Source organism: Bradyrhizobium sp. WSM3983 (assembly GCF_000473045.1).
In the GTDB taxonomy this organism is placed as follows: domain Bacteria; phylum Pseudomonadota; class Alphaproteobacteria; order Rhizobiales; family Xanthobacteraceae; genus Bradyrhizobium.
Genome location: NZ_AXAY01000057.1, coordinates 1 through 21,398 on the forward strand (window position 1 = coordinate 1; position 21,398 = coordinate 21,398).

Annotated in this window: 22 protein-coding genes and 1 pseudogene; 5 read left to right on the plus strand and 18 right to left on the minus strand. The window is 63.5% G+C overall.

The genetic code is table 11. The features are described from left to right. Nucleotides 1-655: 655 nt before the first annotated feature. Nucleotides 656-1,138: a DUF1772 domain-containing protein gene (locus tag YUA_RS0139880; protein WP_027535637.1), complete on the minus strand. Its 483-nt coding sequence runs from the start codon at nucleotides 1,136-1,138 to the stop codon at nucleotides 656-658. 95 nt (nucleotides 1,139-1,233) lie between these two features. Between YUA_RS0139880 and YUA_RS0139885 the strand changes: the two genes are divergently transcribed. Then, nucleotides 1,234-1,884: a TetR/AcrR family transcriptional regulator gene (locus YUA_RS0139885; protein ID WP_027535638.1), complete on the plus strand. Its 651-nt coding sequence runs from the start codon at nucleotides 1,234-1,236 to the stop codon at nucleotides 1,882-1,884. Nucleotides 1,885-1,988: 104 nt separating this feature from the next. After that, nucleotides 1,989-3,167, plus strand: a complete 1,179-nt coding sequence (gene argE / locus YUA_RS0139890; RefSeq protein WP_027535639.1) for an acetylornithine deacetylase — start codon at nucleotides 1,989-1,991, stop codon at nucleotides 3,165-3,167. Between the two features lie 170 nt (nucleotides 3,168-3,337). Here the strand turns inward: argE and YUA_RS0139895 are convergent, their stop codons facing one another. The 4 genes from YUA_RS0139895 to YUA_RS0139910 all read right to left on the minus strand — a co-directional run bounded on the left by YUA_RS0139895 (nucleotide 3,338) and on the right by YUA_RS0139910 (nucleotide 7,019). Continuing rightward, nucleotides 3,338-3,961: a LysE family translocator gene (locus YUA_RS0139895; RefSeq protein WP_027535640.1), complete on the minus strand. Its 624-nt coding sequence runs from the start codon at nucleotides 3,959-3,961 to the stop codon at nucleotides 3,338-3,340. Nucleotides 3,962-3,982: 21 nt separating this feature from the next. Beyond that, nucleotides 3,983-4,324 carry an NIPSNAP family protein gene (locus YUA_RS0139900; RefSeq protein WP_027535641.1) on the minus strand — a complete coding sequence of 114 codons (342 nt, stop codon included), beginning with the start codon at nucleotides 4,322-4,324 and terminating at the stop codon, nucleotides 3,983-3,985. Between the two features lie 347 nt (nucleotides 4,325-4,671). Next, nucleotides 4,672-5,730 carry a phosphotransferase family protein gene (locus YUA_RS0139905; RefSeq protein WP_027535642.1) on the minus strand — a complete coding sequence of 353 codons (1,059 nt, stop codon included), beginning with the start codon at nucleotides 5,728-5,730 and terminating at the stop codon, nucleotides 4,672-4,674. Nucleotides 5,731-5,783: 53 nt separating this feature from the next. After that, entirely contained in the window at nucleotides 5,784-7,019 is a 1,236-nt protein-coding gene (locus YUA_RS0139910) for an acyl-CoA dehydrogenase family protein (protein WP_027535643.1), read from the minus strand. Nucleotides 7,020-7,235: 216 nt separating this feature from the next. On the opposite strand from YUA_RS0139910, the gene YUA_RS0139915 reads away from it, so the two are divergent. Beyond that, nucleotides 7,236-7,898 (plus strand): TetR/AcrR family transcriptional regulator, encoded by a 663-nt coding sequence (locus YUA_RS0139915; RefSeq protein WP_027535644.1) that lies wholly within the window; start codon nucleotides 7,236-7,238, stop codon nucleotides 7,896-7,898. A gap of 92 nt (nucleotides 7,899-7,990) precedes the next feature. Here YUA_RS0139915 and YUA_RS0139920 read toward each other — a convergent pair whose 3' ends face one another. Next, complete coding sequence (locus YUA_RS0139920) at nucleotides 7,991-8,206, minus strand: hypothetical protein (RefSeq protein WP_027535645.1); 216 nt, start codon at nucleotides 8,204-8,206, stop codon at nucleotides 7,991-7,993. Between the two features lie 324 nt (nucleotides 8,207-8,530). On the opposite strand from YUA_RS0139920, the gene YUA_RS0139925 reads away from it, so the two are divergent. Continuing rightward, nucleotides 8,531-9,523 carry an AraC family transcriptional regulator gene (locus YUA_RS0139925; RefSeq protein WP_027535646.1) on the plus strand — a complete coding sequence of 331 codons (993 nt, stop codon included), beginning with the start codon at nucleotides 8,531-8,533 and terminating at the stop codon, nucleotides 9,521-9,523. A gap of 95 nt (nucleotides 9,524-9,618) precedes the next feature. Here the strand turns inward: YUA_RS0139925 and YUA_RS46545 are convergent. The 7 genes and pseudogenes from YUA_RS46545 to YUA_RS0139960 form a co-directional block, all read right to left on the minus strand. Next, a pseudogene (locus tag YUA_RS46545) lies at nucleotides 9,619-10,847 on the minus strand (CaiB/BaiF CoA transferase family protein). Nucleotides 10,848-11,064: 217 nt separating this feature from the next. Further along, nucleotides 11,065-11,583 (minus strand): outer membrane protein, encoded by a 519-nt coding sequence (locus YUA_RS47370; protein WP_084293180.1) that lies wholly within the window; start codon nucleotides 11,581-11,583, stop codon nucleotides 11,065-11,067. A gap of 307 nt (nucleotides 11,584-11,890) precedes the next feature. Further along, nucleotides 11,891-13,096, minus strand: a complete 1,206-nt coding sequence (locus YUA_RS0139940) for an MFS transporter (protein WP_027535648.1) — start codon at nucleotides 13,094-13,096, stop codon at nucleotides 11,891-11,893. Nucleotides 13,097-13,198: 102 nt separating this feature from the next. Beyond that, complete coding sequence (locus tag YUA_RS0139945) at nucleotides 13,199-14,482, minus strand: aminotransferase class V-fold PLP-dependent enzyme (protein ID WP_084293181.1); 1,284 nt, start codon at nucleotides 14,480-14,482, stop codon at nucleotides 13,199-13,201. Further along, nucleotides 14,479-15,138: an amino acid ABC transporter permease gene (locus YUA_RS0139950; protein ID WP_027535650.1), complete on the minus strand. Its 660-nt coding sequence runs from the start codon at nucleotides 15,136-15,138 to the stop codon at nucleotides 14,479-14,481. Before YUA_RS0139950 ends, YUA_RS0139945 begins: the two co-directional genes overlap by 4 nt. A gap of 1 nt (nucleotide 15,139) precedes the next feature. Next, nucleotides 15,140-15,856: an amino acid ABC transporter permease gene (locus YUA_RS0139955; RefSeq protein WP_027535651.1), complete on the minus strand. Its 717-nt coding sequence runs from the start codon at nucleotides 15,854-15,856 to the stop codon at nucleotides 15,140-15,142. 80 nt (nucleotides 15,857-15,936) lie between these two features. Continuing rightward, the gene (locus YUA_RS0139960; protein WP_051383630.1) at nucleotides 15,937-16,842 is read right to left on the minus strand and encodes an amino acid ABC transporter substrate-binding protein; all 906 of its coding nucleotides are present in this window, start codon (nucleotides 16,840-16,842) and stop codon (nucleotides 15,937-15,939) included. Here YUA_RS0139960 and YUA_RS46555 point away from each other — a divergent pair. Then, complete coding sequence (locus YUA_RS46555; protein ID WP_156947609.1) at nucleotides 16,819-17,982, plus strand: LysR family transcriptional regulator; 1,164 nt, start codon at nucleotides 16,819-16,821, stop codon at nucleotides 17,980-17,982. The genes YUA_RS0139960 and YUA_RS46555 overlap by 24 nt on opposite strands. Nucleotides 17,983-18,025: 43 nt before the next feature. On the opposite strand, the gene YUA_RS0139970 is transcribed toward YUA_RS46555, so the two are convergent. From YUA_RS0139970 to YUA_RS0139990, 5 genes are all read right to left on the minus strand, one after another. Then, nucleotides 18,026-18,229 carry a hypothetical protein gene (locus YUA_RS0139970; RefSeq protein WP_027535653.1) on the minus strand — a complete coding sequence of 68 codons (204 nt, stop codon included), beginning with the start codon at nucleotides 18,227-18,229 and terminating at the stop codon, nucleotides 18,026-18,028. A 10-nt stretch (nucleotides 18,230-18,239) separates the two neighbouring features. After that, nucleotides 18,240-19,574 (minus strand): sorbosone dehydrogenase family protein, encoded by a 1,335-nt coding sequence (locus YUA_RS0139975; RefSeq protein ID WP_027535654.1) that lies wholly within the window; start codon nucleotides 19,572-19,574, stop codon nucleotides 18,240-18,242. Further along, on the minus strand, nucleotides 19,571-20,023 hold the full coding sequence (locus YUA_RS0139980) for a DUF2231 domain-containing protein (protein ID WP_027535655.1): 453 nt from the start codon (nucleotides 20,021-20,023) through the stop codon (nucleotides 19,571-19,573). Before YUA_RS0139980 ends, YUA_RS0139975 begins: the two co-directional genes overlap by 4 nt. A 66-nt stretch (nucleotides 20,024-20,089) precedes the next feature. After that, nucleotides 20,090-21,046, minus strand: a complete 957-nt coding sequence (locus YUA_RS46560; protein ID WP_305728026.1) for a GDP-L-fucose synthase — start codon at nucleotides 21,044-21,046, stop codon at nucleotides 20,090-20,092. Then, the coding region (locus YUA_RS0139990; RefSeq protein WP_027530093.1) for a GDP-mannose 4,6-dehydratase at nucleotides 21,027-21,398 on the minus strand (372 nt) is incomplete at its 5' end. The genes YUA_RS46560 and YUA_RS0139990, both read right to left, overlap by 20 nt.

Consider the following 21,398-nt stretch of genomic DNA (forward strand, 5'->3'; position numbering starts at 1 on the left):
CCAGGGGCAAGGAGCCGAAGGTTGCGCTCACCGCCTGTATGCGCAAGCTGATCGTGATCCTCAACATCATGATAGCGCGCGGCGAAAAATGGGACGTCAGGCGGTACGAAGCGAGCGATCCCGCTCGGCTTCCGCCGAGCGCATGCCCGGCCTAAAGACCGGTGAGCGGACGACGTCAAGGCCGTAGCCGCCGGAGGCGGTGGCGCGCACGCGCCAGCCTTGAGGTCGACCGATCACTGGTCTACTTCACAGTTGCTCCCCGGGGAGCGATGCACTATTGCCCCCGTCGCCTCGCGGATGATCGATGCGCGCACCCGGTCGGGCAGCTCACATCACCGCAAGCCTTGACGCACAGACTCCGGGCGCCAGGACCACACGATTTTGCCGTACGCAGATCACACCGGTCGTGTGCGCGACGGTTTCGCTCACGGTTGCCCGCCCTGCGAAGCCTTCGCGCCGACGTGACCCACGTCCACCGCCGCCCGGCCCGCGTTCGTGACGATCGCGATACGCCCCTCTTCCTTGGGCCGGAGTGAGCGATACATACGCCGTATCCGAATTTCGGTAAAGTGGAATATTTTCGACGGGCGGCATCGACCAAGGGATGGCGTGTTTTGCGCGTCGGGTAACACAAGGGATTGATGCGCAGTGTGGGTTACGCGACGAGTGCAACGATAAGCAACGCACTCGCGACCGCCGATGCCACCGTTCGCACATGGTTCCAGAGCACCCAGTCCTTCAGATACGCCGCCCAGACCGCCCCTGCCTCCGGCGACGACGGCTGCACCGCGGCTAGCGCATCGTTGAGCGGCACGTTGAACACAACCGTCACCACAAACATGCCGACGACGTAGAGGCCGCCGCCGGCGATCATGCTCACCGCGCCCGGCTCGCTCAGCCGCAGCACGCCCATCACCACCAGCGCCGCGCCCGCTATAGTCGTGCCGAGAAACAGCGGCATGAACAACGAGCGCACGATGTCGACATTGATGGCGTTCATTACCACGATGCCTGCGGCCTGGTCGAGCCGGCCGAGCGCGGTCATGATGAAGGTCGAGAAGGCAAAATAGACGCCGGCCATGAGGCCGCAGCCTACGGCCGAAAACCAGAGAAGACCGGTCGTGAAAACCTGCCGCATGCCGCACCTCCGTCAAAACACGATAAACTCTCGTATTTGATAAAAGCGATAAACTCTCTTATTTCTGGCGTCAAGCGCGAACGGCGGGAATCAGGATGCCGGAACGGAAGATCAGGACAGGCAAAGCGACGCAGGCGGCCGGACGGCGCACGCCGCTGGTGCCGACGCAGGAACGCAGCCGGGAGCGTTTCGACCGCATTCTGGCGGCTGCGAGCGAAATCCTCACCGAGAAGGGCAGCGACGCCTTCCGGATGAGCGACATCGTCGAGCGCACCGGGATCGCCTTCGGCTCGCTCTATCAATATTTTCCGGACAAGAGCGCGGTGATCGGGACGCTGGCCGAGCGCTGCAATGCCATCGGCCGCGACTGCGTCCGGCGCGACCTCGCCGAGATGAAGAAGCTGTCCGACCTGCACGTAGCGCTGTGCCGCATCACCGACGGCTATTACCAGATGTTCCGCGATCACCCGGTGATGCATCACATCTGGCAGGCGACGCAAGGCGACCGGACGCTTCAATCAATCGACGAGGAGGACGTCGCCTTCCTCGCCGGCCTGCTGCGCGAGGCACTCAAGCGTGTCGCGCCGAAGCAGACCGCCCCTGCCCTCACCGCGTTCTCGCAGCTAGCGATGATCCAGATCGCGGCCGCAGTCCGGCATGCCATCTCGCTGCCGTCAGCGGACGCACGCCGGATGCTCGATCTGTTCAAGCGCATGCTGCCCAAAGATCTCTCCGCGCTCGCCTGAATTTCAACGAAAGCACTCTTCTCGGTCGGATTTGCCCGACCCGTTGCTCGGCTGGTATGCTTCGTGCAAGCGGCCGAGCCGTCCTCCATCTCATGAACGAGACAATGCCAAGCCAAAGATCTAACCGTATCCGCAAGCTGCTCGCCGACCTCGTCGGCTTCGACACCATCAGCGACCGCACCAACCTCCCCTTGATCGCACATATCGAAAACTATCTTGCAGCCCTCGGCGTCAAGGGTGAGCGCATCACCGACGAGACCGGCAAGAAGGCTTCGCTCTGGGTCACGATCGGACCGGAGGATCGGCCGGGCTTCGTGCTGTCGGGCCATACCGATGTGGTGCCGGTGGTGGGGCAGGACTGGAGCCACGATCCTTTCAAGCTCATCGAGCGCGACGGCAAGCTCTACGGCCGCGGCACCACCGACATGAAGGGGTTTGTCGCGGTGTGCCTCGCCATGGTGCCCGAGATGCTGGAAGCGAAGCTTTCGACGCCGATCCATCTTGCGATCTCCTATGACGAGGAGATCGGCTGTGTCGGCGTGCGGCCGATGCTCCGCGAGGTCGCGAAGAAAAAGGTGAAGCCGCTTGGCTGTTTCGTGGGCGAGCCGACCGAGATGAAGGTCATCATCGGCCACAAGGGCAAGCACGGCGTGCGCGCGACGTTCCACGGCCTCGCCCGCCACTCCTCGATTGCGCCCGATGGCGTCAACGCGATCGAATATGCGGCCGAGATGATCACCGAGATCCGCCGCCGCGCGGTGAAGCTCGCAGGCGAAGCCGAGCGCGGCAGTCTTTACGATGTCCCGCACTCGACGCTGCTCACGAGCATCGTGCACGGCGGTGCGGCGCTCAACATCGTGCCCGACACCTGTACGGTCGATTTCGAATGCCGCGGCATCGGCATCACCGAGTCCAGGGAAGTGACCGATGCGATCGTCGCCTGGGCCAAGGCCGAGCTCGAGCCGGAGATGAAGGCGAAGAGCCCGGAATGCGGCATCGATTTCGAGGAGATCCTCGATTACCCCGCCCTCGACACCGCGGCCGACGCGGCGATCGTCACGTTGGCCAAGCAGCTAGCCGGGCGCAACGATCACGCCAAGGTCGCCTTCGGCACCGAGGCCAGCCTGTTCGCCAGCATGGCCAACATCCCCTCGGTCGTGATCGGCCCCGGCGCGATCGCGCAGGCGCATACGCCGGATGAGTTCGTGGCGATGGCGGAGCTGGAGAAATGCGCGGGGTTCGTCGAGAAGCTGATCGCGCATTGCGCGAAGGCGGCATCCTAGGTGCCGTAGGGTGGGCAAAGCGAAAGCGTGCCCACCACATTCGTCGTTGAGGAAAGATGGTGGGCACGGCGCAAGAGCGCCTTTGCCCACCCTACGAGAGTTGACGTTGAGCGAAGCAACATGCGGGACCACTTGCCCGTCCATCCGGGGTTACGGAAGCGCGCTGCGCCTCATCGCTCCTGCAGAGCCAGTCGCACACCGACGACGCAGTAGATGGTCCCGACTACCTTGCCCTGCCATCTCACCACAGCCGGATGGCGGCGCAGCAGATTGCCGAGACGGCCGGCGCCGACGGCGAATACAACGGTGCTGAGCAGGCCGAGCATCACGAAGACGACGCCGAGAGTCGCAAGCTGAAATGCGACCGAACCGTGCTCCGGCCGCACGAATTGCGGCAGGAAGGCCAGGAAGAACAGCGCGGTCTTGGGATTGAGCACCTCGGTCAGCACAGCCTGTCGGAAGGCGCGGCCCGCGCTGATCGCAGGCGCGCCGTTCAACACGACAGGCGCCTTGTCGAGCATGGCGCGAATGCCGAGATAGATCAGGAAGCCGGCGCCCGCATATTTGACGACGCTGAACAGCAGCGCCGACGTGGCGATGATCGCCGACAAGCCGACGATCGCCATGCTGGTGTGGATGATGTCGCCTACGGCAATTCCTGCGCCCGTTGCGATGCCGACCCGCGTTCCCGAGCTTGCCGCCCGAGCCATGGTGAGCAGAGTCGCCGGGCCAGGAATGAAAACGAAGCCGAGCACGATAAGGACGTAAGTGATGAGAGTCGTGTGATCGATCATGTGCGCGGCCCCGAGCGGAAACTAGCGTAACAGGCTGAACGAGGGCGAATAATCCGCCGGCACCAGCAGCCGATCCTCGATCTGGCCGACCATCAGACCGTGCTCGGCATGGGTCACGCGCTTGATCTCGGTCCACTCGGCATCTGCCATGAAGGCCGCCCATGCCGACGTCTTCGCCGCTTCGTCCGGCCACTCCACGAGATAGGCGAACTCAGTACGGTCGCCGAACTTGGTTTCCCACATCGCCACGATCCGGAAGTCATATCTGGTTCGCATAATGCGCGCGGCGTGGTCGCGAAACCGGGCGTGAAAGGCAGCCTTGTTCTTTTCGAAGATCTCGTAAATGCGCAATTGGTGGATCATGATGGGTCTCCGTGCTTGCGCAAATAAGAACGGAGCGCCCGATGTCAAAGGTTGCCCAGAGCCAAGCTTCCGTAGGGTGGGCAAAGCGAAGCGTGCCCACCACCACGAGTGCGGACAAATGGTGGGCACAGCGCTACGCGCTTTTGCCCACCCTACAAGAGCCCTCAATGCGGACGCGCGTGACCCACCTCCTCGTCATTGCGAGGAGCTCTTGCGACGAAGCAATCCAGACTGCTGCCGCGGGAAGATTCTGGATTGCTTCGCTTCGCTCGCAAGGACGGAGAATGTTGAAGCATCGCCAACCACAAGCGAAAAAGGCGCGGCCATCAGCCGCCCCCTCGTGATTCCTACACCGCCCCCGCCTTCTGCGCGTAGTCCCACGACGCCTTCGATAGCGGCACGGTGCGCTTGGCGGATTCCAGCGCCTTGGCATTCGCCGCGGTGCCGTCGCGGACGCGGCCGGCGATGCCTTGGGTGATGCCGGCGAGGCGGAACAGGTTGTAGGCGAAATACCAGTTGAGATCAGGCACCGTCATCCTGGTGACGTTGCAATAGATCTGTGCGGCCTCTTCCACGCTCGGGATGTTGAGCGCCTTGAGGTCGGCGCCATGCAGTCCCGGCATGACCCACTGCATCAACAGATAGGTGAAGTCGGCCATGGGATCGCCGAGCGTCGACAGCTCCCAGTCCAGCACGGCCTGCACGCGCGGTTCCGTCACATGGAAAATCATGTTGTCGAGGCGGTAGTCGCCGTGAACGATCGAGACGCGTGCCTGCTCCGGCAGGGTCTTGGGCAGCCACTCGGCAACCTTCTCGAACTCCGGAATGTGTTGCGTCTCGGAGGCGCGATACTGCTTGGTCCAGCGATCGATCTGGCGCGCGAAATAATTGCCGGGCTTGCCGAAATCGCCGAGGCCGATCGCGGCGGGATCGTACATATGAAGTTTCGCCAGCGTCTCGATCTTGCTGGTGAAGATTTTTCGGCGCGCGTCGGCATCCTGGCTCGGCAGCGTCGGATCCCAGAACACGCGACCGTCTTCCATCGACATGATGTAGAAGGCAGCACCGATGATGCTGTCGTCCTGGCACAGCGCATAGGCGTGCGCGACCGGAAAGCCCTGCTTTCCAAGGGCCGCGATGACGCGGTATTCGCGATCGACCGCATGCGCCGAGGGCAGCAATTTGCCGAACGGCTTCCTGCGCATCACGTAGGAGCGGTTCGGCGTGTTGAGCCGGTAGGTCGGATTGGACTGGCCGCCCTTGAACTGGAGGACGACCAGCGGGCCCTCATAGCCTTCGACGTTGTCGCGCATCCAGGCCTCGAGCCGCATCTCGTCGATACGATGACGCTCCTCGACCGGCTTGGTGCCCGAGAACTCTTCGTCTTTCCTGACGCCGTCAGCCACGGTGACGCTCCCTTGAATTTCTTGAAGGGAGCGCCACGAAGCCCTCCCCGTTCTTAGTGCTTGGAAGAATTGGCATACTTCCGAACTTCGAGCCTTGCAATGGCGCGATTGTGCACCTCGTCCGGACCGTCGGCGAGCCGCAGCGTGCGGATGCCGGCATAGTCCTTGGCAAGGCCCGCTTCGTCCGAGACGCCGGCGCCACCAAAAGCCTGGATCGCCTCGTCGATGATCTTCAGCGCCATGTTCGGAGCGGCGACCTTGATCATGGCGATCTCGGCCTGCGCGGTCTTGTTGCCGACCTTGTCCATCATGTCAGCGGCCTTGAGGCAGAGCAGGCGCGTCATCTCGATGTTGGTGCGGGCCTCGCCGATGCGCTGCTCCCACACACTGTGCTCGACGATCTTCTTGCCGAAGGCGGTGCGCGACATCAGCCGCTTCACCATCTTCTCCAGCGCTTCCTCGGCCTTGCCGATGGTGCGCATGCAGTGGTGAATACGGCCAGGTCCGAGACGGCCCTGCGCGATCTCGAAGCCGCGGCCTTCGCCGAGCAGGATGTTTTCCTTGGGCACGCGAACGTTCTCGAGCAGCACCTGGGCATGGCCGTGCGGCGCGTCATCGAAGCCGAACACGGGGAGCATCTTCTCGACCTTGATGCCGGGGGTGTCGAGCGGAACCAGGATCTGCGACTGCTGCTGATGTTTTGCAGCGTTGAAATCGGTCTTGCCCATCAGGATCGCGATCTTGCAGCGGGGATCGCCGACGCCGGACGACCACCATTTGCGGCCGTTGATGACGTAGTGGTCGCCATCCTTCTCGATGCGGGTCTCGATATTGGTCGCATCGGATGACGCGACCGCCGGCTCCGTCATCAGGAAGGCGGAGCGGATCTCGCCGTCCATCAGCGGCCGCAGCCATTTGCGCTTCTGCTCCCTGGAGCCGTAGCGCATGAACACTTCCATGTTGCCGGTGTCGGGCGCGGAGCAGTTGAACACTTCCGAGGCCCAGGAGATGTGGCCCATCTCCTCCGACAGCAGCGCGTATTCGAGGTTGGTCAATCCCGCGCCGCGGAATTCATCGTCCTCATGCTCGTTAGGCGGCATGAACATGTTCCAGAGGCCTTCAGCCTTCGCCTTCTTCTTGAGGTCTTCCAGCACCGGAATGACCTTCCAGCGCTCGCCGCTGTGATCCTGCTCATTGTAAACAGGCACCGCCGGACGCACGTGCTTGGTCATGAAGGACTGCACGCGGTCGAGCCATTCCTTCTGCTTGGGGGACAGATCGAAATCCATGGGACGCTCCTCGGTCTCGCTTTGAAAGCCTGTTTTGCGCCGGACTGTCCTCCCGCAATGTGCGGCCCGCAAGCGCCATTCGGCGGATTGCGGGTCGTGGAACTGGCGCCGCTTTATTGGCGGCGCAATTCCATCATGCGGATTGACTTTCTCCGGCCTTCAAACGATAGTTTCATACAAGTGTTTTAATTGCAACTCCCTCCCCTGAGGGCATCCATGGCCAGCGATCATACGAGGTCTGCCATTCTCGCCGCCGCCGAACGGCTTTACGCCGATCGCGGTTTCGGCGACGTCACGCTGCGCGACATCGTCGCGGAGGCCAATGTCAATCTGGCCGCGGTGAACTATCATTTCGGCTCGAAGGACGAACTGATCGCGGAATTATTCGTCACACGCTCGATCGCGACCAACCGCGAGCGCTTGCGTCAGTTGAAGGCCGCCGAGGAGCAAGGCGGCGGCCGCGCACCGATCGAGGTGATCTTGCACGCCCTGGTCGGCCCGCCTCTGCGCGGCTGCCTGGGACCAGAGAACCAGCGCTCCACCGCGGCGCGCTTCATGATCCGCGCCTCGATCGAATCCGTGCCGCCGATCCGCCGCATCAAGAACCGCGAGATCGACCATTTGCGGAAATTCGTAGGCGCGATGCGAAGGTCCCTGCCCGACCGCAGCCATGTCGATATCTATTGGGGCCTGAACTTCGCGCTCGCCATGGCGCACCACACCATCCGCGAGAGCGAGCGCCTGACCAAACTGTCGGAAGGCCAATGCGATCTCGACGACGTCGAGGACGTGGTCGCGCGCGTCGTCAGCGTCGCGACCATGGCGCTGACGGCAGGCAAGGTCGAAGCCAAGGCGCCGTCGCGGCTCGCCGCGCGGTAGCGCCTCACATCATCGCGATGCAGTCGATCTCGACGTCGATATTGCAGCCGGCATGTTTCGCTTCTGACCGAAGTGTGATCGCCTGGCGCGGGCTAGGCCCGCTGCGGCATCTCTTCGGCCTCTTCCTTGGCGAGCAGCAGCAGCATCTCGATGCCCATGTCGCCTTCCTGCGGCGAGCGGATGAACTTGATCTCTTCGGCACTTTGCCGCAGCGCGACAATGATCGCGACAGCCTGATTGGCCGTCGCCGCCTCAGTCGCCAGAATTGCCTTCTGGTCCTTCGCCTGGAACCCGATTGTGTAGGACATCCATTTCCCTCCCGAAGTCAGTGGAGGGATCGAATCAGAGTCGCGGGCGAAGCGGAAGCCTCTGCGAATACGGACCGGGTTTATCTGGGGATTGCGCGCAAGCCTCGCGTAAGGCCACGAGATCGTCATGCTTCCGTCACCAGGTGATGCGTAGCGATCCGGTGCCCGCATAGCTCTGGCCGACGTTCGGCGAGGTCACTGGCCGCGCCGTGTGGCATCGATGCCACTATCGCGCGGATAATATTGTCGTGGACGGAACGGCTTCGAACGCAATGACGCGGCGGCGCGTCATAGGTTCGAGATGATGTTTTCTGGCGGGGGCCAATGCAGGACACGGGATCGCTTCAGCGCGCACGAATCTCCACGGACGCTTTTCCGGAAGCCAGGCGGCTTCAGATGTGGCGCGAGGTCTACGGGCGCGGCCTCGCCGCCGTCGACATCGAGCCGATCGGAGATACCCCGTTCCATGCGGAGGTGACCTTCAGCCAGCTCCCCGGCATCAGCATCGCCGCCGGCTCACGCTCGCCGGCGCATTACCGCGCTTCCAGGGAGCTTGCGGCGCGGGCCAAGGACTTCATGGTCATCAGCGTGCTGCGCGCGGGCCGCGCCAGCGCCACCCAGTTTGGCAAGGAGCTGATCGCGGGTGTCGGTAGCGCCAGCGTGATTGCCCCGCTCGATCCCTCGACAAGCACCATGCTGACGGAGGGCAGCTTCGTCACCCTGCTGCTGCCACTGCCGACGATCGCGCGCCGCGCTCCGCACTATACGCAAGCGTTCGGCCGCCCCATCCCGAGCTCCAACACCGCACTGCATCTTCTGAACCGCTACGTGGACGTCGTCGCCGACACCTCGGTGACCGATCCGGCGATCGCGCGCAGCGTATCCGAGCACATGCTCGACCTCGCCGCGCTGGCGCTCGGCGCCCATGGCGACTATGCCGAGCTCGCCCGCATGCGCGGCGGCACTGCCGCACGGCTGACCGCGATCAAATCGGACATTCTCCAGGCGCTCGGCGACAGCGAGCTGTCCACCGAAGCCATCGCGATCCGCCACGGCATCTCGCCGCGCTATGTGCGCAAACTGTTCGAGCAGGACGGCTCATCATTCTCGACGTTCGTGCTCGCCGAGCGGCTGGCGAAGGCCCATCGCATGCTGACCGACCGGCATTTCGGCCATCTCAACATCGCGCAGATCGCCCACGAAAGTGGCTTCAGCGACGTCTCCTACTTCAACCGCACCTTCCGTCGCCAGTTCGGCAGCCGCCCGTCCGACTTTCGCGAGGCTGCAAAATGCGTGTGGCGCGAGCAGCAGGACTAGCGGCTTACGCCAACCCGAGATCGCGCGCTCATCCTGCGGGATCGCAACCGCCCGCAAGGGAAGCGGGCGCATCAAGTCTCGCTGCTTGGTAAAGCTTAGATGATCCCCTGCTTCTTCAGCTCGTCGATCTTGCCCGCATCATAGCCGAGCTTGGCACCTAACACCTCCTGGGTGTGCTCGCCGAGCAGCGGCGGCGCGCGGTAGGACTTGATCGGGGTCTCCGAGAAGGTCAGCGCGTTGCGGATCAGCGATAGATCGGGCTCGAAGGGATGGTCGACCTTCACCCGCATGCCGCGCGACTGGACGTGCGGATCGGAAAACACCTGCTCGAAGTTGTTGATCGGGCCCGACGGCACGCCGGCCTCCTCCAGCTTGTCCAGCCAATAGGCCACGGGCTTGGTCAGGAACAGGCCGGCGAAGATCGCCATGATCTCCTTGCCGTGTACGACGCGGTCGTTGTTCTTGATGAACCGCTTGTCGTTGGCGAGCTCGGGCTGGCCGAGCACGGCGCAGGTACGCTGGAACTGGCCGTCATTGCCGACCACCAGCATCAGCTCGCCGTCGGTGCAGCGGAACACGCCGGCCGGCATGCCGCCATTGCCCCAGGTGCCGCGGCGCGGCGGCGTCTTGCCGTTGACGAGGTAGATCTGCAGCCAGTGCGACAGGGACGCGATGACAGTATCGAACAGGCAGACGTCGATGTGCTTCCCTGCCCGCCATTGACGTCGCGATGGTAGAGCGCCGAGAGCAGCCCGATCGAGGTGTTCATGCCGGTCATGTAGTCGACGATCGACGGGCCGACCTTCATCGGGCCCTCGCCCGGCTCGCCGTCGATATGGCCAGTGACGCTCATCAGGCCGCCCATCGCCTGCAGGATCGCGTCGTAACCGGCGCGCGGCGCATAGGGGCCGGTCTGGCCGAAACCGGTCACCGAGCAATAGATGATTTTTGGATTGATCGCCTTGATCGTCTCGTAGTCGAGGCCGTAGCGCTTGAGATCGCCGACCTTGTAGTTCTCCATGAAGACGTCGGCGTCCTTGGCGAGTTCGCGGATGATCGCCTGCCCCTCGGGCTTGGCGATGTTGACGGTGACCGACTTCTTGTTGCGGTTGGCGCAGAGATAGAACGAATTGTTGTTGTTCGCCTTGCCCTCGGGATCGGTCAGGTAAGGCGGGCCGAAGGCGCGCGCGTCGTCGCCGGTGCCGGGCCGCTCGATCTTGATCACCTCGGCGCCGAGATCGCCCAGCATCTGGGCCGACAACGGCCCGGCGAGCACACGCGTGAGATCAAGGATCTTGATGCCTGAGAGCGGCAAGGCCGACATGTCGATTTCCTCCGGGGAACTGGATCTTGGCGCGGCGGCGAGATCGCGGGCCGCGCTCCCTGCGGATACACCATTTTGGGGTCCGGAGCACTGCGCTCTCGGCATACGGCCATCCCCCGCCCCCGGCAGCGGAGGTAGCCCGCGGCGGCGAATTTCCGCACCGCGAATATTGCCTCAGATCTCCTCGCCCGCCGCGATCCGCGACCCCCAATAGCGGCTAAAACCTGACGCTGACCCCGCCGCGCACGGACTGGAAGCGAGGATGCTGTTCGTAACTTCCGGCGACAGCGGGCCAATCAAAGCGCGTGGTGCCGAAATCGCTGTAGCGATATTCGAGCCGCGCCGTGACCCGATGGGTCAAAGCGGCTTCACCGCCGATCCCTGCGGTCCATCCTGCCTTCGAAACACTGGCGTCCACCGGCGGGAAGAATCCCGTAATATCCATCCAGGAATACTTCAGCTCAGTGAACGCGACGCCGCCCGTTACATACAACAACAGGCGCTCTGTCGGCGTATAGCCAAACCGGCCACGGACGGAGGCTTCCCATTCCTTGCGCGCATCGTATCGGAAAATGGGAATGGTGAAACCGCCATTCACCCGGCCGAAATCCGCATCGCCTTCGATGCCGACCACAAACCTGTCGAATTGATGATTGTAGCCCGCATGGACGCCACCGAACCCGCCCTCCGGGCGGAAGCCGTGATTGAATCCGGTCGGCAGCCCCCGAAGCCAAATTCAACGGTACGATCCCGGCCCCATTCGTAACCGCCCTGGACGCCCGCATAAAAACCGGTCCAGCCGGGAGAGGGTGCGGCAACCAAGGGCGTTGTTTTCAGCGGCAAGTCGGCGGCATCGGCAGTAGCCGCGGAGCAGGCTAGCGTGGCGAGGCAGATTAACGTGCGCTTCATTCCAATCTCCAACCCGCGGGAGTCACGGGTTCAACTCTAGCTTGTTCGCGTCGCCTTTGCTGTTGCGGCCGGGCGACAGTCGGTGGAAACGAGGAAAATCGTCGCGCAACGCAAAGGTGTCGGCCCGTCAGGCCTCACATTACCACGGCCGTCGCGATCCCCGGGCGTCGGCGGCCCAGCAGAATCAGGATCAGCACCGTCGCGCAGGAAAAGGCCAGGGTCAGCCCAAGCGCGCCGCGGCTGCCGAACTGGGTGAGCAGGCCGGCCAGCAGCGGCGGCGAGATCGCGGAGGCCAGATTGAGCGGTAGCGCGATCATCGACATCGCCTTGGCGAACTCGGCCTGGTCGTAGAACACCAGTGGGATTGTCGCCCGCGCCACCGCCATCGCACCGCTGCCGGCGCCATAGAGCAGGATGAAGGTCGCGACCGCCCAGGTCGCGCCCTCGCTCAGCATCGGCAGCACCATGGCGACGGGAAGCGCGGTGCCGGCGACGAGCCCGGTGGTGATGCCGTCCCACCGGCCACCGCCGAGGAAATCGAGGCCGCGGGCGCTGACCTGGATCACGCCCAGCATCGAGCCGAATGCAAGCGCCTGCGCCGGCGCAAGGCCCTCCGCCCGCAACAGCTCGATCAGGATGGCACCGATGCCGAAATTGACGAAGGCGTTCATCGTGATCACGCAGACGACGAGCCCAAACGTGCTTCTTGGAATCGCAGGCGGCGGCGCAGCCTTGGCGGCCTCGCCAACATCGTCGGTCGCAATTTTTCGGCGCGGCGCGAGAAACGCATAGAGCGGAAGGTTGATGGCGAGCATCATCGCCGCATAGACGAGACAAGTCCCGCGCCAGCCGAGCCAACCGCTGAGGAACGACGTGGTCGGCCAGAAGATGCTGCTGGAGAGACCCGTCACCAGCATCAGCCCGCCGATCGCATTCTTGGCGCCCCGTCCGGCGACCTCGTTCAGCATGATGTAGGCGCCGGTCGACAACGTCGCGCTGCCGCCCATGCCGAGAACGACCCAGCCGGCGAAATAGAGCATCGGGTCATGCGCGAAATACAGAACGACGTAGCCCGGCACGGAGACAACAGTGCCCAGCATCATCACCTTGCGCGCGCCGTGCCGCGCAAAGGCCTTGGCGAGCCAGGGCGCGCACAGGCCCATGGTGACATAGAGAACCGAACTGCCCGCAAATACCGCCGGCAGGCTCATGCCGAGATCGGCTCCAAGGTCGCGGCCGACCACGGCCGGAAGGCCGATCGTACCCCATCCAATGAGTTGGGTGATCGCGAGCACCAGCAGAACCCCGATGAGCCTGCCGTCAGATTTCAAGAACCGCATTCGCCAGCCGCTTGGACATGCCCGGCAAATCACGCCGACCAGCGCTTCTTACCCGCAGATCCTGGCGGCGAGACATGCTGGTTCCGAATGGCATGGCGGCGTCTAGGTCTTGCCTGCAGAGAGACGGCTTTTGCCCGTCACTCCCTGGCCAGCAAGGACGTCGCCGAGTGCTCGCCCAAAACGCTCGATGTCATCGGCATCGGTCGTGATGTGCGGCGCGACACGCGCGACCGCTTCAAGATCGCGCGCCTCGAGCTCCCAGCGGGCGTAGTCGAGGCCCACGGATGCAATTGCGACGTTCCGGTCGGCCAACCCGTCCACGATGACACAGACGGGAATGGTGCGATGCCGGAACGTCAGGAAGGCGGGAGCCGTGCGGTGGGCGGACTCGAAGATTTCGATGCCGTCAATGCCGTCCAGGATTCGGCGCAGATGCTCGATATGACCGGCGATTGCCGTTCGAACGATTTCGACCGTGATCTCGCTTAGCTCCAGCAGCGCAGTGCGCAATCCGAGGCGCGCCGCAGCCGAGAACTCCCATGTCTCGAAGCGCCGGGCATCATCGCGCACGGAGACCATGTCTGACCCATGCCACCTGACGCCGGATTGATCGATCAAGGCGGGTTGGCGCATTGCACCGAGCGCTCGATCGGACAACCCCAACATGGCCTGACCACGTCCGCCGCGGAGCCACTTGCGCGCCGGCGCCACCATCACGTCGGCCGAAGTCGAGGATTTGTCGATGGGCATCTGCCCCACGGCCTGCGAGGCATCGACGAAGTACAGACATGTCTCGGGGCGTGCGAGAGCGCCCAACTCTTGCACCGGCTGCTGCAGGCCAAAGCTGCTCGCAACCGCCGACACGCAAATCGCGGCGGTTCGCTCGTCGACCAGCGATCGCGCCGCGTCGATATCGATCAGCCCGTCCTGGTTCATGGGCAGGCGGACTATGTCCGCGGTGCCGGCCGCCGCCCGGCGAAGAATGCTCAGGATGTTGCCGCCCCAGTCATTCCGGGCAACGAGGATACGCGCCTTTGGCGGCAGATTGATCGAGGCGAACGCCAGCGCCCACAAGCGGCTCGCTGACTCTCCAAAGGCCAAATGTGTTGCCGGAACGCCAAACAGCCGGGCCGCGAGAAGCCGGGTTTCGTCGAGTTGCGCGTGGCGGTTAGCCGTGGCCCAATGAGTTCCGCATCGCGCCTCGGTATCCAACTGGCTCTTGATCGCATCGACCACCGCCTGCGACATCAGGCCGGCCCCAGCGGCATTGAGGTGCACGACGGACGATGCTCCGGGTGTCCGTCGCCGTGCCTCCCCGGCGATATCGCCGACCTGGCCCGCCATCAAGCGCATCGGATGACAACCATCACTCATCCGGCTTGTCATGCGGCCGCCATCCGGTCGTTGATTTTTTTCACGGCGCGGGAGGCGCCAAAGCACAGTACGAAGTAGACGCCCGCCGCAAACGAATAGAGCTCGACAAGGCGCGCCTCCCGATTGGCAATGACGCTCACGGAGGTCATGAAGTCATGAAGCCCGATGACGTAGACCAGCGACGTGTCCTGAAAAAGCGCGACACTCTGCGTCAGGAGCACAGGCGTCATGCGACGAAACGCCTGAGGGAGAACGACATAATGGTAGGCCTGCAGACTGCTCATGCCGGTCGCCAGCGCGGCCGCCATCTGCCCCTTGGAGATGCCCTGGATGCCGGCGCGAATGATCTCGGAATAGTAGGCAGCCTCGAACATCGTGAAAGCGATGAGTGCCGAGGGGAAGGCGCCGACCGATCGGCCGATGAACAGCGGCACCAGCAGGTAGAACCAGAAGATGACCATCATCAGCGGGACCGAACGCAGACCATTGACATAGCCGGCGGCAATCCATGCGAGCGGCCGTGGAGCCGACAGACGAACCATGGCGATGATGGTGCCGATGATGATGCCGCCGAACATAGCCAGGATCAGCAAAGCGAAGCTCGTGGCCAATCCCTGCAGGAGGAACGGCCCGGCCCGCCAGATGATGCTCCATTCGAGATGGGACATCTCAGGTCCGCCCCATGGTGCCGGAAATCGCCACGCGGCGCTCGATGGTCTGCATCACCGCGATGACGACCAACGTCAGACACACGTAAGTCAGCGTGGCCGCCGTCAGCGCCTCGATGCCCTGAAACGTGGCGGCTTCGATCTGCCGGCTCTGGCCGGTCAACTCGAGCACGCCAATCGTGAGCGCCAAGGAGGAGTTTTTGACGATGTTGAGCGCTTCCGAGGTGAACGGCGGAAGCACATGTCGCGCGGCAAGCGGCAGCAGGACGTAACGATAGGACTGGGCCGTCGTCAGGCCCAAGGCCACCGCCGCCATGCGCTGCCCATGGCCAATCGATTCAATTCCCGCCCGAACCTGCTCGGCGATGCGCGCCGCCGTAAAGCAGCCGAGGCCAACCACGGCTGACCAATATTCCGGTAGCGGGAGGTCTCGCTTCAGCCAATGGCCCGCACTGTAAGGCAGTAGTTCAGGCAGTATGAAGTACCACAGGAACAACTGCACCAGGAGCGGCACATTGCGAAAGATCTCGACATAGGCGGTACCGATCGCGCGAAGCCACGCGCTCGGCAGCGTTCTCAGCACGCCGACGGTACAGCCGAGAACCAGCGCCAGCAGCCATGCCGCACCTGCCACCATGAGGGTCCATTTCAGACCGGACACGAGCCAACCGAGATAGGGGTCCGTAATCAAGACGCTCCAGTTCCACCGGTATTGCATGGGCTGCTTTCTTCCGAACGAAGGTGGCCCGCCTCGCCTGGAGAGACGAGCACTGATCTGAGACAGGGAGCAGGCAGGTCTCAGCGTGGCAGCGCCTGCACGCGGAACGCCGCTTTCAGATCCTCTTCGATCTTCATACCGAGCGGGCCAAACCACTTCTCATAGAGCTTCTCGGCTTCGCCCGAGCGGAAGGCGTCGGCAAACGCCTTACGGACGAGAAGTGCGAAATCCTGATCGCCGCGCTGCATCATGGCGCTATACGGATCATACGTCAGGAAACGACCGACCACCGCGAGCGAGCCGGCGGGCCTCGCCTTTGTCGCCGCGTAGACCTTGATCTGGCCGCCGTCGCCGGTCATCGCATCGACCCGGTCGGTTTCGACCAGCATCGCACCCTCGACGAGATCCTTCGCGTAGACAATCCGGATATCAAGCATCTTTTCGTCGTTGAGCTGACGGATGACGGCTTCGTTCGAAGAACCCTGCTGCGCCGCGACCCGCTTGCCCTTCAAGTCCTCGATTTCCCTGACGGGCGATCCGGCCTTGACGAGCAGTTGGGTGCCCGTGATGTAGTAGATTGGCGAGAACTCAACCTGTTCCTGCCGCGACAGGAAATTGCTGGTCGTGCCGCATTCGATATCGACCGTCCCATTAACGACCAATGGTATGCGGTTCGTCACGTTGATGGAGGTGAAAGTCACCTTCAGATCGGGTTTTGCCAACCGCTGCCTCACCGCATCGACCACTTTCAGACAGAGGTCGATGGAATAGCCGACAACCTGCTGTTTCTCATCGATGTAGGAATAGGGGACCGAGGCTTCACGGTGCCCGATGTTGATGGAGCCGCGTTCCAGGATCCGTTTCAGGATCGCGCTGTCCCCTGCGCCCTGCTTTGGCGCGAGCGCCTGGGCTGAGGCGAGCCCATTCATGGCAAGCTCCACGAGCGCCATGGCCAAGGTGGATTGCAAGCGGTAACGCAGTTTCATCTAGAGCCCCCGTCGGTCCAACGATGTCGTCGCGACGGAGGCTACTGTGACATCCTCCCACCATGCCAATGCGGATGTCAGAACGAGCGATGCTCGATCCGCATGGGCAGGCGTCAAGCGGTGCGTTACAGTGGTACTGACGCAACCGGGGCTGAAAGGCGCGACATGCTTGACATCCGTTGGCTCGAGGATCTTGCGGCGATCGCCGAAACGCGCAACCTGACGCGCGCCGCCGAGTTGCGAAACATCGGCCAGTCAGGGTTGAGCCGGCGTCTGCAATCGCTCGAGCATTGGGCGGGCGTATCCCTGATCGACAGGCGAAAATCGCCGATCGAACTCACGGAGGCCGGACAGCATCTGCTCGCGGTCGGAACCGATGTGATGGGACGGCTGAACGCAACGAAGCGCGCGCTCCGCGAGGACCAGGACGAAAAATTGCGCAGCATACGGTTTGCCGCGCCCCACATCCTGTCCGTGACGTTTTTTCCAAAATGGCTGCCGGCAATTCAGACGATGATTGGGCCAACGCGCCTGACCATATTGTCCGACAATCTGCCGAGCTGCTGCGCCTCCTTCGAGGAAGGCTCGGTGGATTTCGTCGTTTGCTTCATGGATCGCGGCAACACGCTTTTTCGCGGCCTGGCGTCGCCGCTGTCGATCGAGAACTGCCAATCCCATGTGATAGGCCGCGAACGGCTGGTTCCCGTCTCGGCGCCGGGGAAGGATGCGCAGGCTTTGCACGATCTGGATTCGGGTTCGCTCAAGTCCGTGTCCTATCTCGGCTACAGCTCCGAATGCTGCCTTGGTTGGGCCGTCGATCATCGGCTCGCCGAGGCACCATCATTGCCAAGGCTCAATCGGGTCTACGAGAACTCCCTCGCCGACGGGCTCAGGTCGATGACCCTGTCCGGTCTTGGCGTCTCGTGGCTGCCGCTCAGCACGATTTATCAGGACATCCTGCGCGGACATCTGGTCCGCACCGGCGCGGCGGACCTCGACATCGACCTCATGATCCGGATCTATCGTCCGCAACGCCGGCTCGGGCGCAGAGCTGAAGAGCTCTGGTCCCAGCTAACTTCTCAATCGGACATCGTCGAACTGCCTGACGTTTCCCACCGGCCGCAACGAAGTGGCCTGTAACCGCAAGGCGTGGATCCGAAACCGGTACATTTAGCCGGCAAGACTAATTCCCCAGCGCACTCTCGCCCGGCTCACGGCCGGGTACGCTGACATGCACCTCGTGTCCCTGGCGAAGCGCCAGCGAGGCGGCGGCGACCGCGGATTCGAACGCCGATTCCTTGGTGACGTATTTGCCGTTAACGTTGCCGTCGTGGAGCACGCCCCACTCGTCCTGAACCGGCACGATCGCGTATTGGGCAAGGCCCATCATCCCTCTCCTATCGTTGCGTGACCTGCGGATGCGCCGCCGTCACCCGCCACACCGTGTTGCCGCTGTCGTCGGCGACCAGCAGCGCGCCGGTCTTGTCGATGGCAACGCCGACGGGACGCCCGCGCGCCTGATTGTCGCTGTTGAGGAAGCCGGTGACGACGTCCTGCGCCGGCCCGCTCGGCTTGCCGTCCGTGAACGGCACGTACACGACCTTGTAGCCGTTCAGCACCTGCCGGTTCCAGCTGCCGTGCTCACCGACAAAGGCGCCGCTGCGATAGTCGCCCGGCAGGCTGCTGCCGGTGGAGAAGGCGAGCCCGAGCGGCGCGACATGCGAGCTCAGCGCATAATCGGGCACGATCGCCTTGGCGACGAGGTCCGGCCGCTGCGGCTTGACGCGGGGATCGACGTGCTGGCCGTAATAGCTGTAGGGCCAGCCGTAGAAGCCGCCGTCCTTCACCGAGGTCATGTAGTCAGGCACGAGATCGGGCCCGAGCTCGTCGCGCTCGTTCACTACTGTCCACAGTGCGCCGCTCTGCGGCTCGAAGCTGAGGCCGTTGGGATTGCGCAGACCGCTGGCAAAGATGCGCCAGCGGCCGCTGGCGCGGTCGACTTCGAGGATGTCGGCGCGATTGTGCTCGGCCTCCATGCCGTTCTCGGTGATGTTGCTGTTGGAGCCGACACCCACATAGAGCTTTGAACCATCCGGGCTTGCAACGAGGCTCTTGGTCCAGTGGTGGTCGATCGGGCCGCCCGGCAGCGGCGTCAGCACGGTGCCCGGCGCGGTGATCTTGGTGTCGCCCTCGGTGTAGGGATATTTCATGATCGCGTCGGTGTTGGCGACGTAGAGATCGTTGCCGACCAGCGCGACGCCGTACGGCGAGTTGAGATGGTCGAGGAAGACGCTTTGCGTATCGGGCACGCCATCGCCGTTGGTGTCGCGCAACAGCGTGATGCGGTTGCTCTCGCCGGTGTCGCCGCCGGAGGTCGCCCAGGACTCGATATAGCCCATCACGATCTCCTTGGGCCGCTTGATCGCAGCGGCCTTCGGCGCCTTGGATTCCACCACCAGCACGTCACCATTTGGGAGAACATAGAGGAAGCGCGGATGCTGCAACCCGGTGGCAAATGCCTTGGCCTGCAGGCCCTGCGCGACCGTCGGCGTCTCGTCCTTCTTCCAGCCGACAATGCGGGCGATGTGCACCGGCGGCAGCAGATATTGCTGGATATGGGGCAATTTCGGATTGGCGCCGATTTGCGCGCTGGGATCACCGCTACCGTCGTTGCAGCCGGCGAGACTGAGGAGCGAAGCGCACAGCAAGGCGCGGGCAGGCAGAGACATCATCGCGCAACTCCTACGCCGTGGCGGTAGACCATGGCCCAGCCGAGCCAGCCGGTCACCGGCAGGATCAGCACGGTGAGCACCGACAGAATGAGACCGAGCGGCCACACCGAGGTCCAGGCATCACGCGTGTGAATGAGCGCATTGAAGATCGCCAGGATCATCGCCACGGCGTTGCCGATCAGATGCGGCCAGGCCGGCGCCTGCGCGCGCACCAGACGATTGCCAAGGAAATCGGTCAGGCCGGCGATTGCGGCCAGCACGCCAAAGATGACGCCGACCACCAGAAGCCAGGCCGAGAAATTCGCCCACATGATCTCGGCCGAGACGAGATAGGCGATGTCGGTCAGCAGGGCGCCGATGAAGCATGCGATGGGGATCGGCACCAGCATCGGATGAATCGGATGACCCGCGATTTGCGCTGTCGAGCGCACGCGTACGATGTCTTGCACGGTTGGCCTCGTGTGACGTTTTTGCCCACCCGATCGGCCAACTCGTGCTGGAGGCGATGGTTCCTACTATTGCGCCGGGACGGCCAGACCGGCCTGATACGCGTCGTAAGTGCGCTTCAAGCCATCGTGAAGCGACGTCGTCGCGCGCCAGCCGAGCTTTGTCAGCCGGCCCACATCAAGCAGCTTGCGCGGCGTACCGTCGGGGCGCGAGGTGTCGAAACTGATCTCGCCGCGATAGCCGACGATCTCGGCAACCACGCGGGCGAACTCGGCGATGGCGATGTCCTCGCCGGTGCCGATATTGATCAGGTCCGCGCCGGAATAGGTCTTCATCAGGTGCACGCAGGCATCCGCCATGTCGTCGACATAGAGGAACTCGCGCCGCGGCGTGCCGGTGCCCCAGACCGCAACGCTCTTCGCGCCCGACAGCTTTGCCTCGTGAAAGCGCCGGATCAGCGCGGCAACGACGTGGCTCATTTCAGGGTGATAGTTGTCGCCGGGGCCGTAAAGATTGGTCGGCATCACGCTGATGAAGTCGCGGCCATACTGGCAGCGATAAGCCTCCGCCATCTTGATGCCGGCGATCTTGGCAATGGCGTAAGGCTCGTTGGTCGGCTCCAGCGGGCCTGTGAGCACCGTGTCCTCGCGCAAGGGCTGCGGTGCAAACTTTGGATAGATGCAGGACGAGCCGAGAAACATCAGCTTCTCGGCGCGGTTCACATGCGCGGCGTGGATCACGTTCGCCGCGATCGCGATGTTGTCGTAGATGAACTCGGCGCGCAGCGTGTTATTGGCGACGATGCCGCCGACCTTGGCCGCGGCGAGGAAGATCACCTGCGGCCGCGCCGTCGCGAACCAGTCGAACACGGCGACCTGGTTGCAGAGATCGACCTCGCGCCGGTCGACCGTGACGAGATTGACGTCCTCCCGCGCCAGCCGGCGCGCAATCGCGGCGCCGACCATGCCGCGATGGCCGGCGACGTAGACGCTCTTGCCCTTCAGCTCAAACGGTACGCTTGCCANNNNCNNNGTCCCGTTTNGCNTCNGCCAGATCGCTTGCCATCATCTCCGCGACGAGCTCTGCAAAGCTCCGCTTCGGCTTCCAGCCGAGCACCTGGCGCGCCTTGCTGGCGTCGCCGACGAGCAGATCGACCTCGGTCGGGCGGAAATAGGTCGGATCGATCTTCACCAATGTCTTGCCGCTCTTGGCATCGACGCCNGTCTCGTCGACGCCCTTGCNGCGCCATTCGACGCGGCGGCCGACCTGCGCGAACGACAGCTCCACCATCTCCCGCACCGAGCGCGTCTCGCCGGTGGCGAGCACGAAATCATCGGGCTTGTCGGCCTGCAGGATCATGTGCATGCCCTCGACGTA

Bases quoted from the DNA above. Each gene is read 5' to 3' on its own strand.
- YUA_RS0139920 (WP_027535645.1), bottom strand. From the start codon at position 8,206: ATGTCCTACACAATCGGGTTCCAGGCGAAGGACCAGAAGGCAATTCTG.
- YUA_RS0139910 (WP_027535643.1), bottom strand. From the start codon at position 7,019: ATGGATTTCGATCTGTCCCCCAAGCAGAAGGAATGGCTCGACCGCGTG.
- argE (WP_027535639.1), top strand. From the start codon at position 1,989: ATGCCAAGCCAAAGATCTAACCGTATCCGCAAGCTGCTCGCCGACCTC.
- YUA_RS0139915 (WP_027535644.1), top strand. From the start codon at position 7,236: ATGGCCAGCGATCATACGAGGTCTGCCATTCTCGCCGCCGCCGAACGG.
- YUA_RS0139900 (WP_027535641.1), bottom strand. From the start codon at position 4,324: ATGATCCACCAATTGCGCATTTACGAGATCTTCGAAAAGAACAAGGCT.
- YUA_RS0139970 (WP_027535653.1), bottom strand. From the start codon at position 18,229: ATGGGCCTTGCCCAATACGCGATCGTGCCGGTTCAGGACGAGTGGGGC.
- YUA_RS0139895 (WP_027535640.1), bottom strand. From the start codon at position 3,961: ATGATCGATCACACGACTCTCATCACTTACGTCCTTATCGTGCTCGGC.
- YUA_RS0139880 (WP_027535637.1), bottom strand. From the start codon at position 1,138: ATGCGGCAGGTTTTCACGACCGGTCTTCTCTGGTTTTCGGCCGTAGGC.
- YUA_RS0139940 (WP_027535648.1), bottom strand. From the start codon at position 13,096: ATGCGGTTCTTGAAATCTGACGGCAGGCTCATCGGGGTTCTGCTGGTG.
- YUA_RS0139975 (WP_027535654.1), bottom strand. From the start codon at position 19,574: ATGATGTCTCTGCCTGCCCGCGCCTTGCTGTGCGCTTCGCTCCTCAGT.
- YUA_RS0139925 (WP_027535646.1), top strand. From the start codon at position 8,531: ATGCAGGACACGGGATCGCTTCAGCGCGCACGAATCTCCACGGACGCT.
- YUA_RS0139885 (WP_027535638.1), top strand. From the start codon at position 1,234: ATGCCGGAACGGAAGATCAGGACAGGCAAAGCGACGCAGGCGGCCGGA.
- YUA_RS0139955 (WP_027535651.1), bottom strand. From the start codon at position 15,856: ATGCAATACCGGTGGAACTGGAGCGTCTTGATTACGGACCCCTATCTC.
- YUA_RS0139960 (WP_051383630.1), bottom strand. From the start codon at position 16,842: ATGAAACTGCGTTACCGCTTGCAATCCACCTTGGCCATGGCGCTCGTG.
- YUA_RS0139950 (WP_027535650.1), bottom strand. From the start codon at position 15,138: ATGTCCCATCTCGAATGGAGCATCATCTGGCGGGCCGGGCCGTTCCTC.
- YUA_RS0139945 (WP_084293181.1), bottom strand. From the start codon at position 14,482: ATGACAAGCCGGATGAGTGATGGTTGTCATCCGATGCGCTTGATGGCG.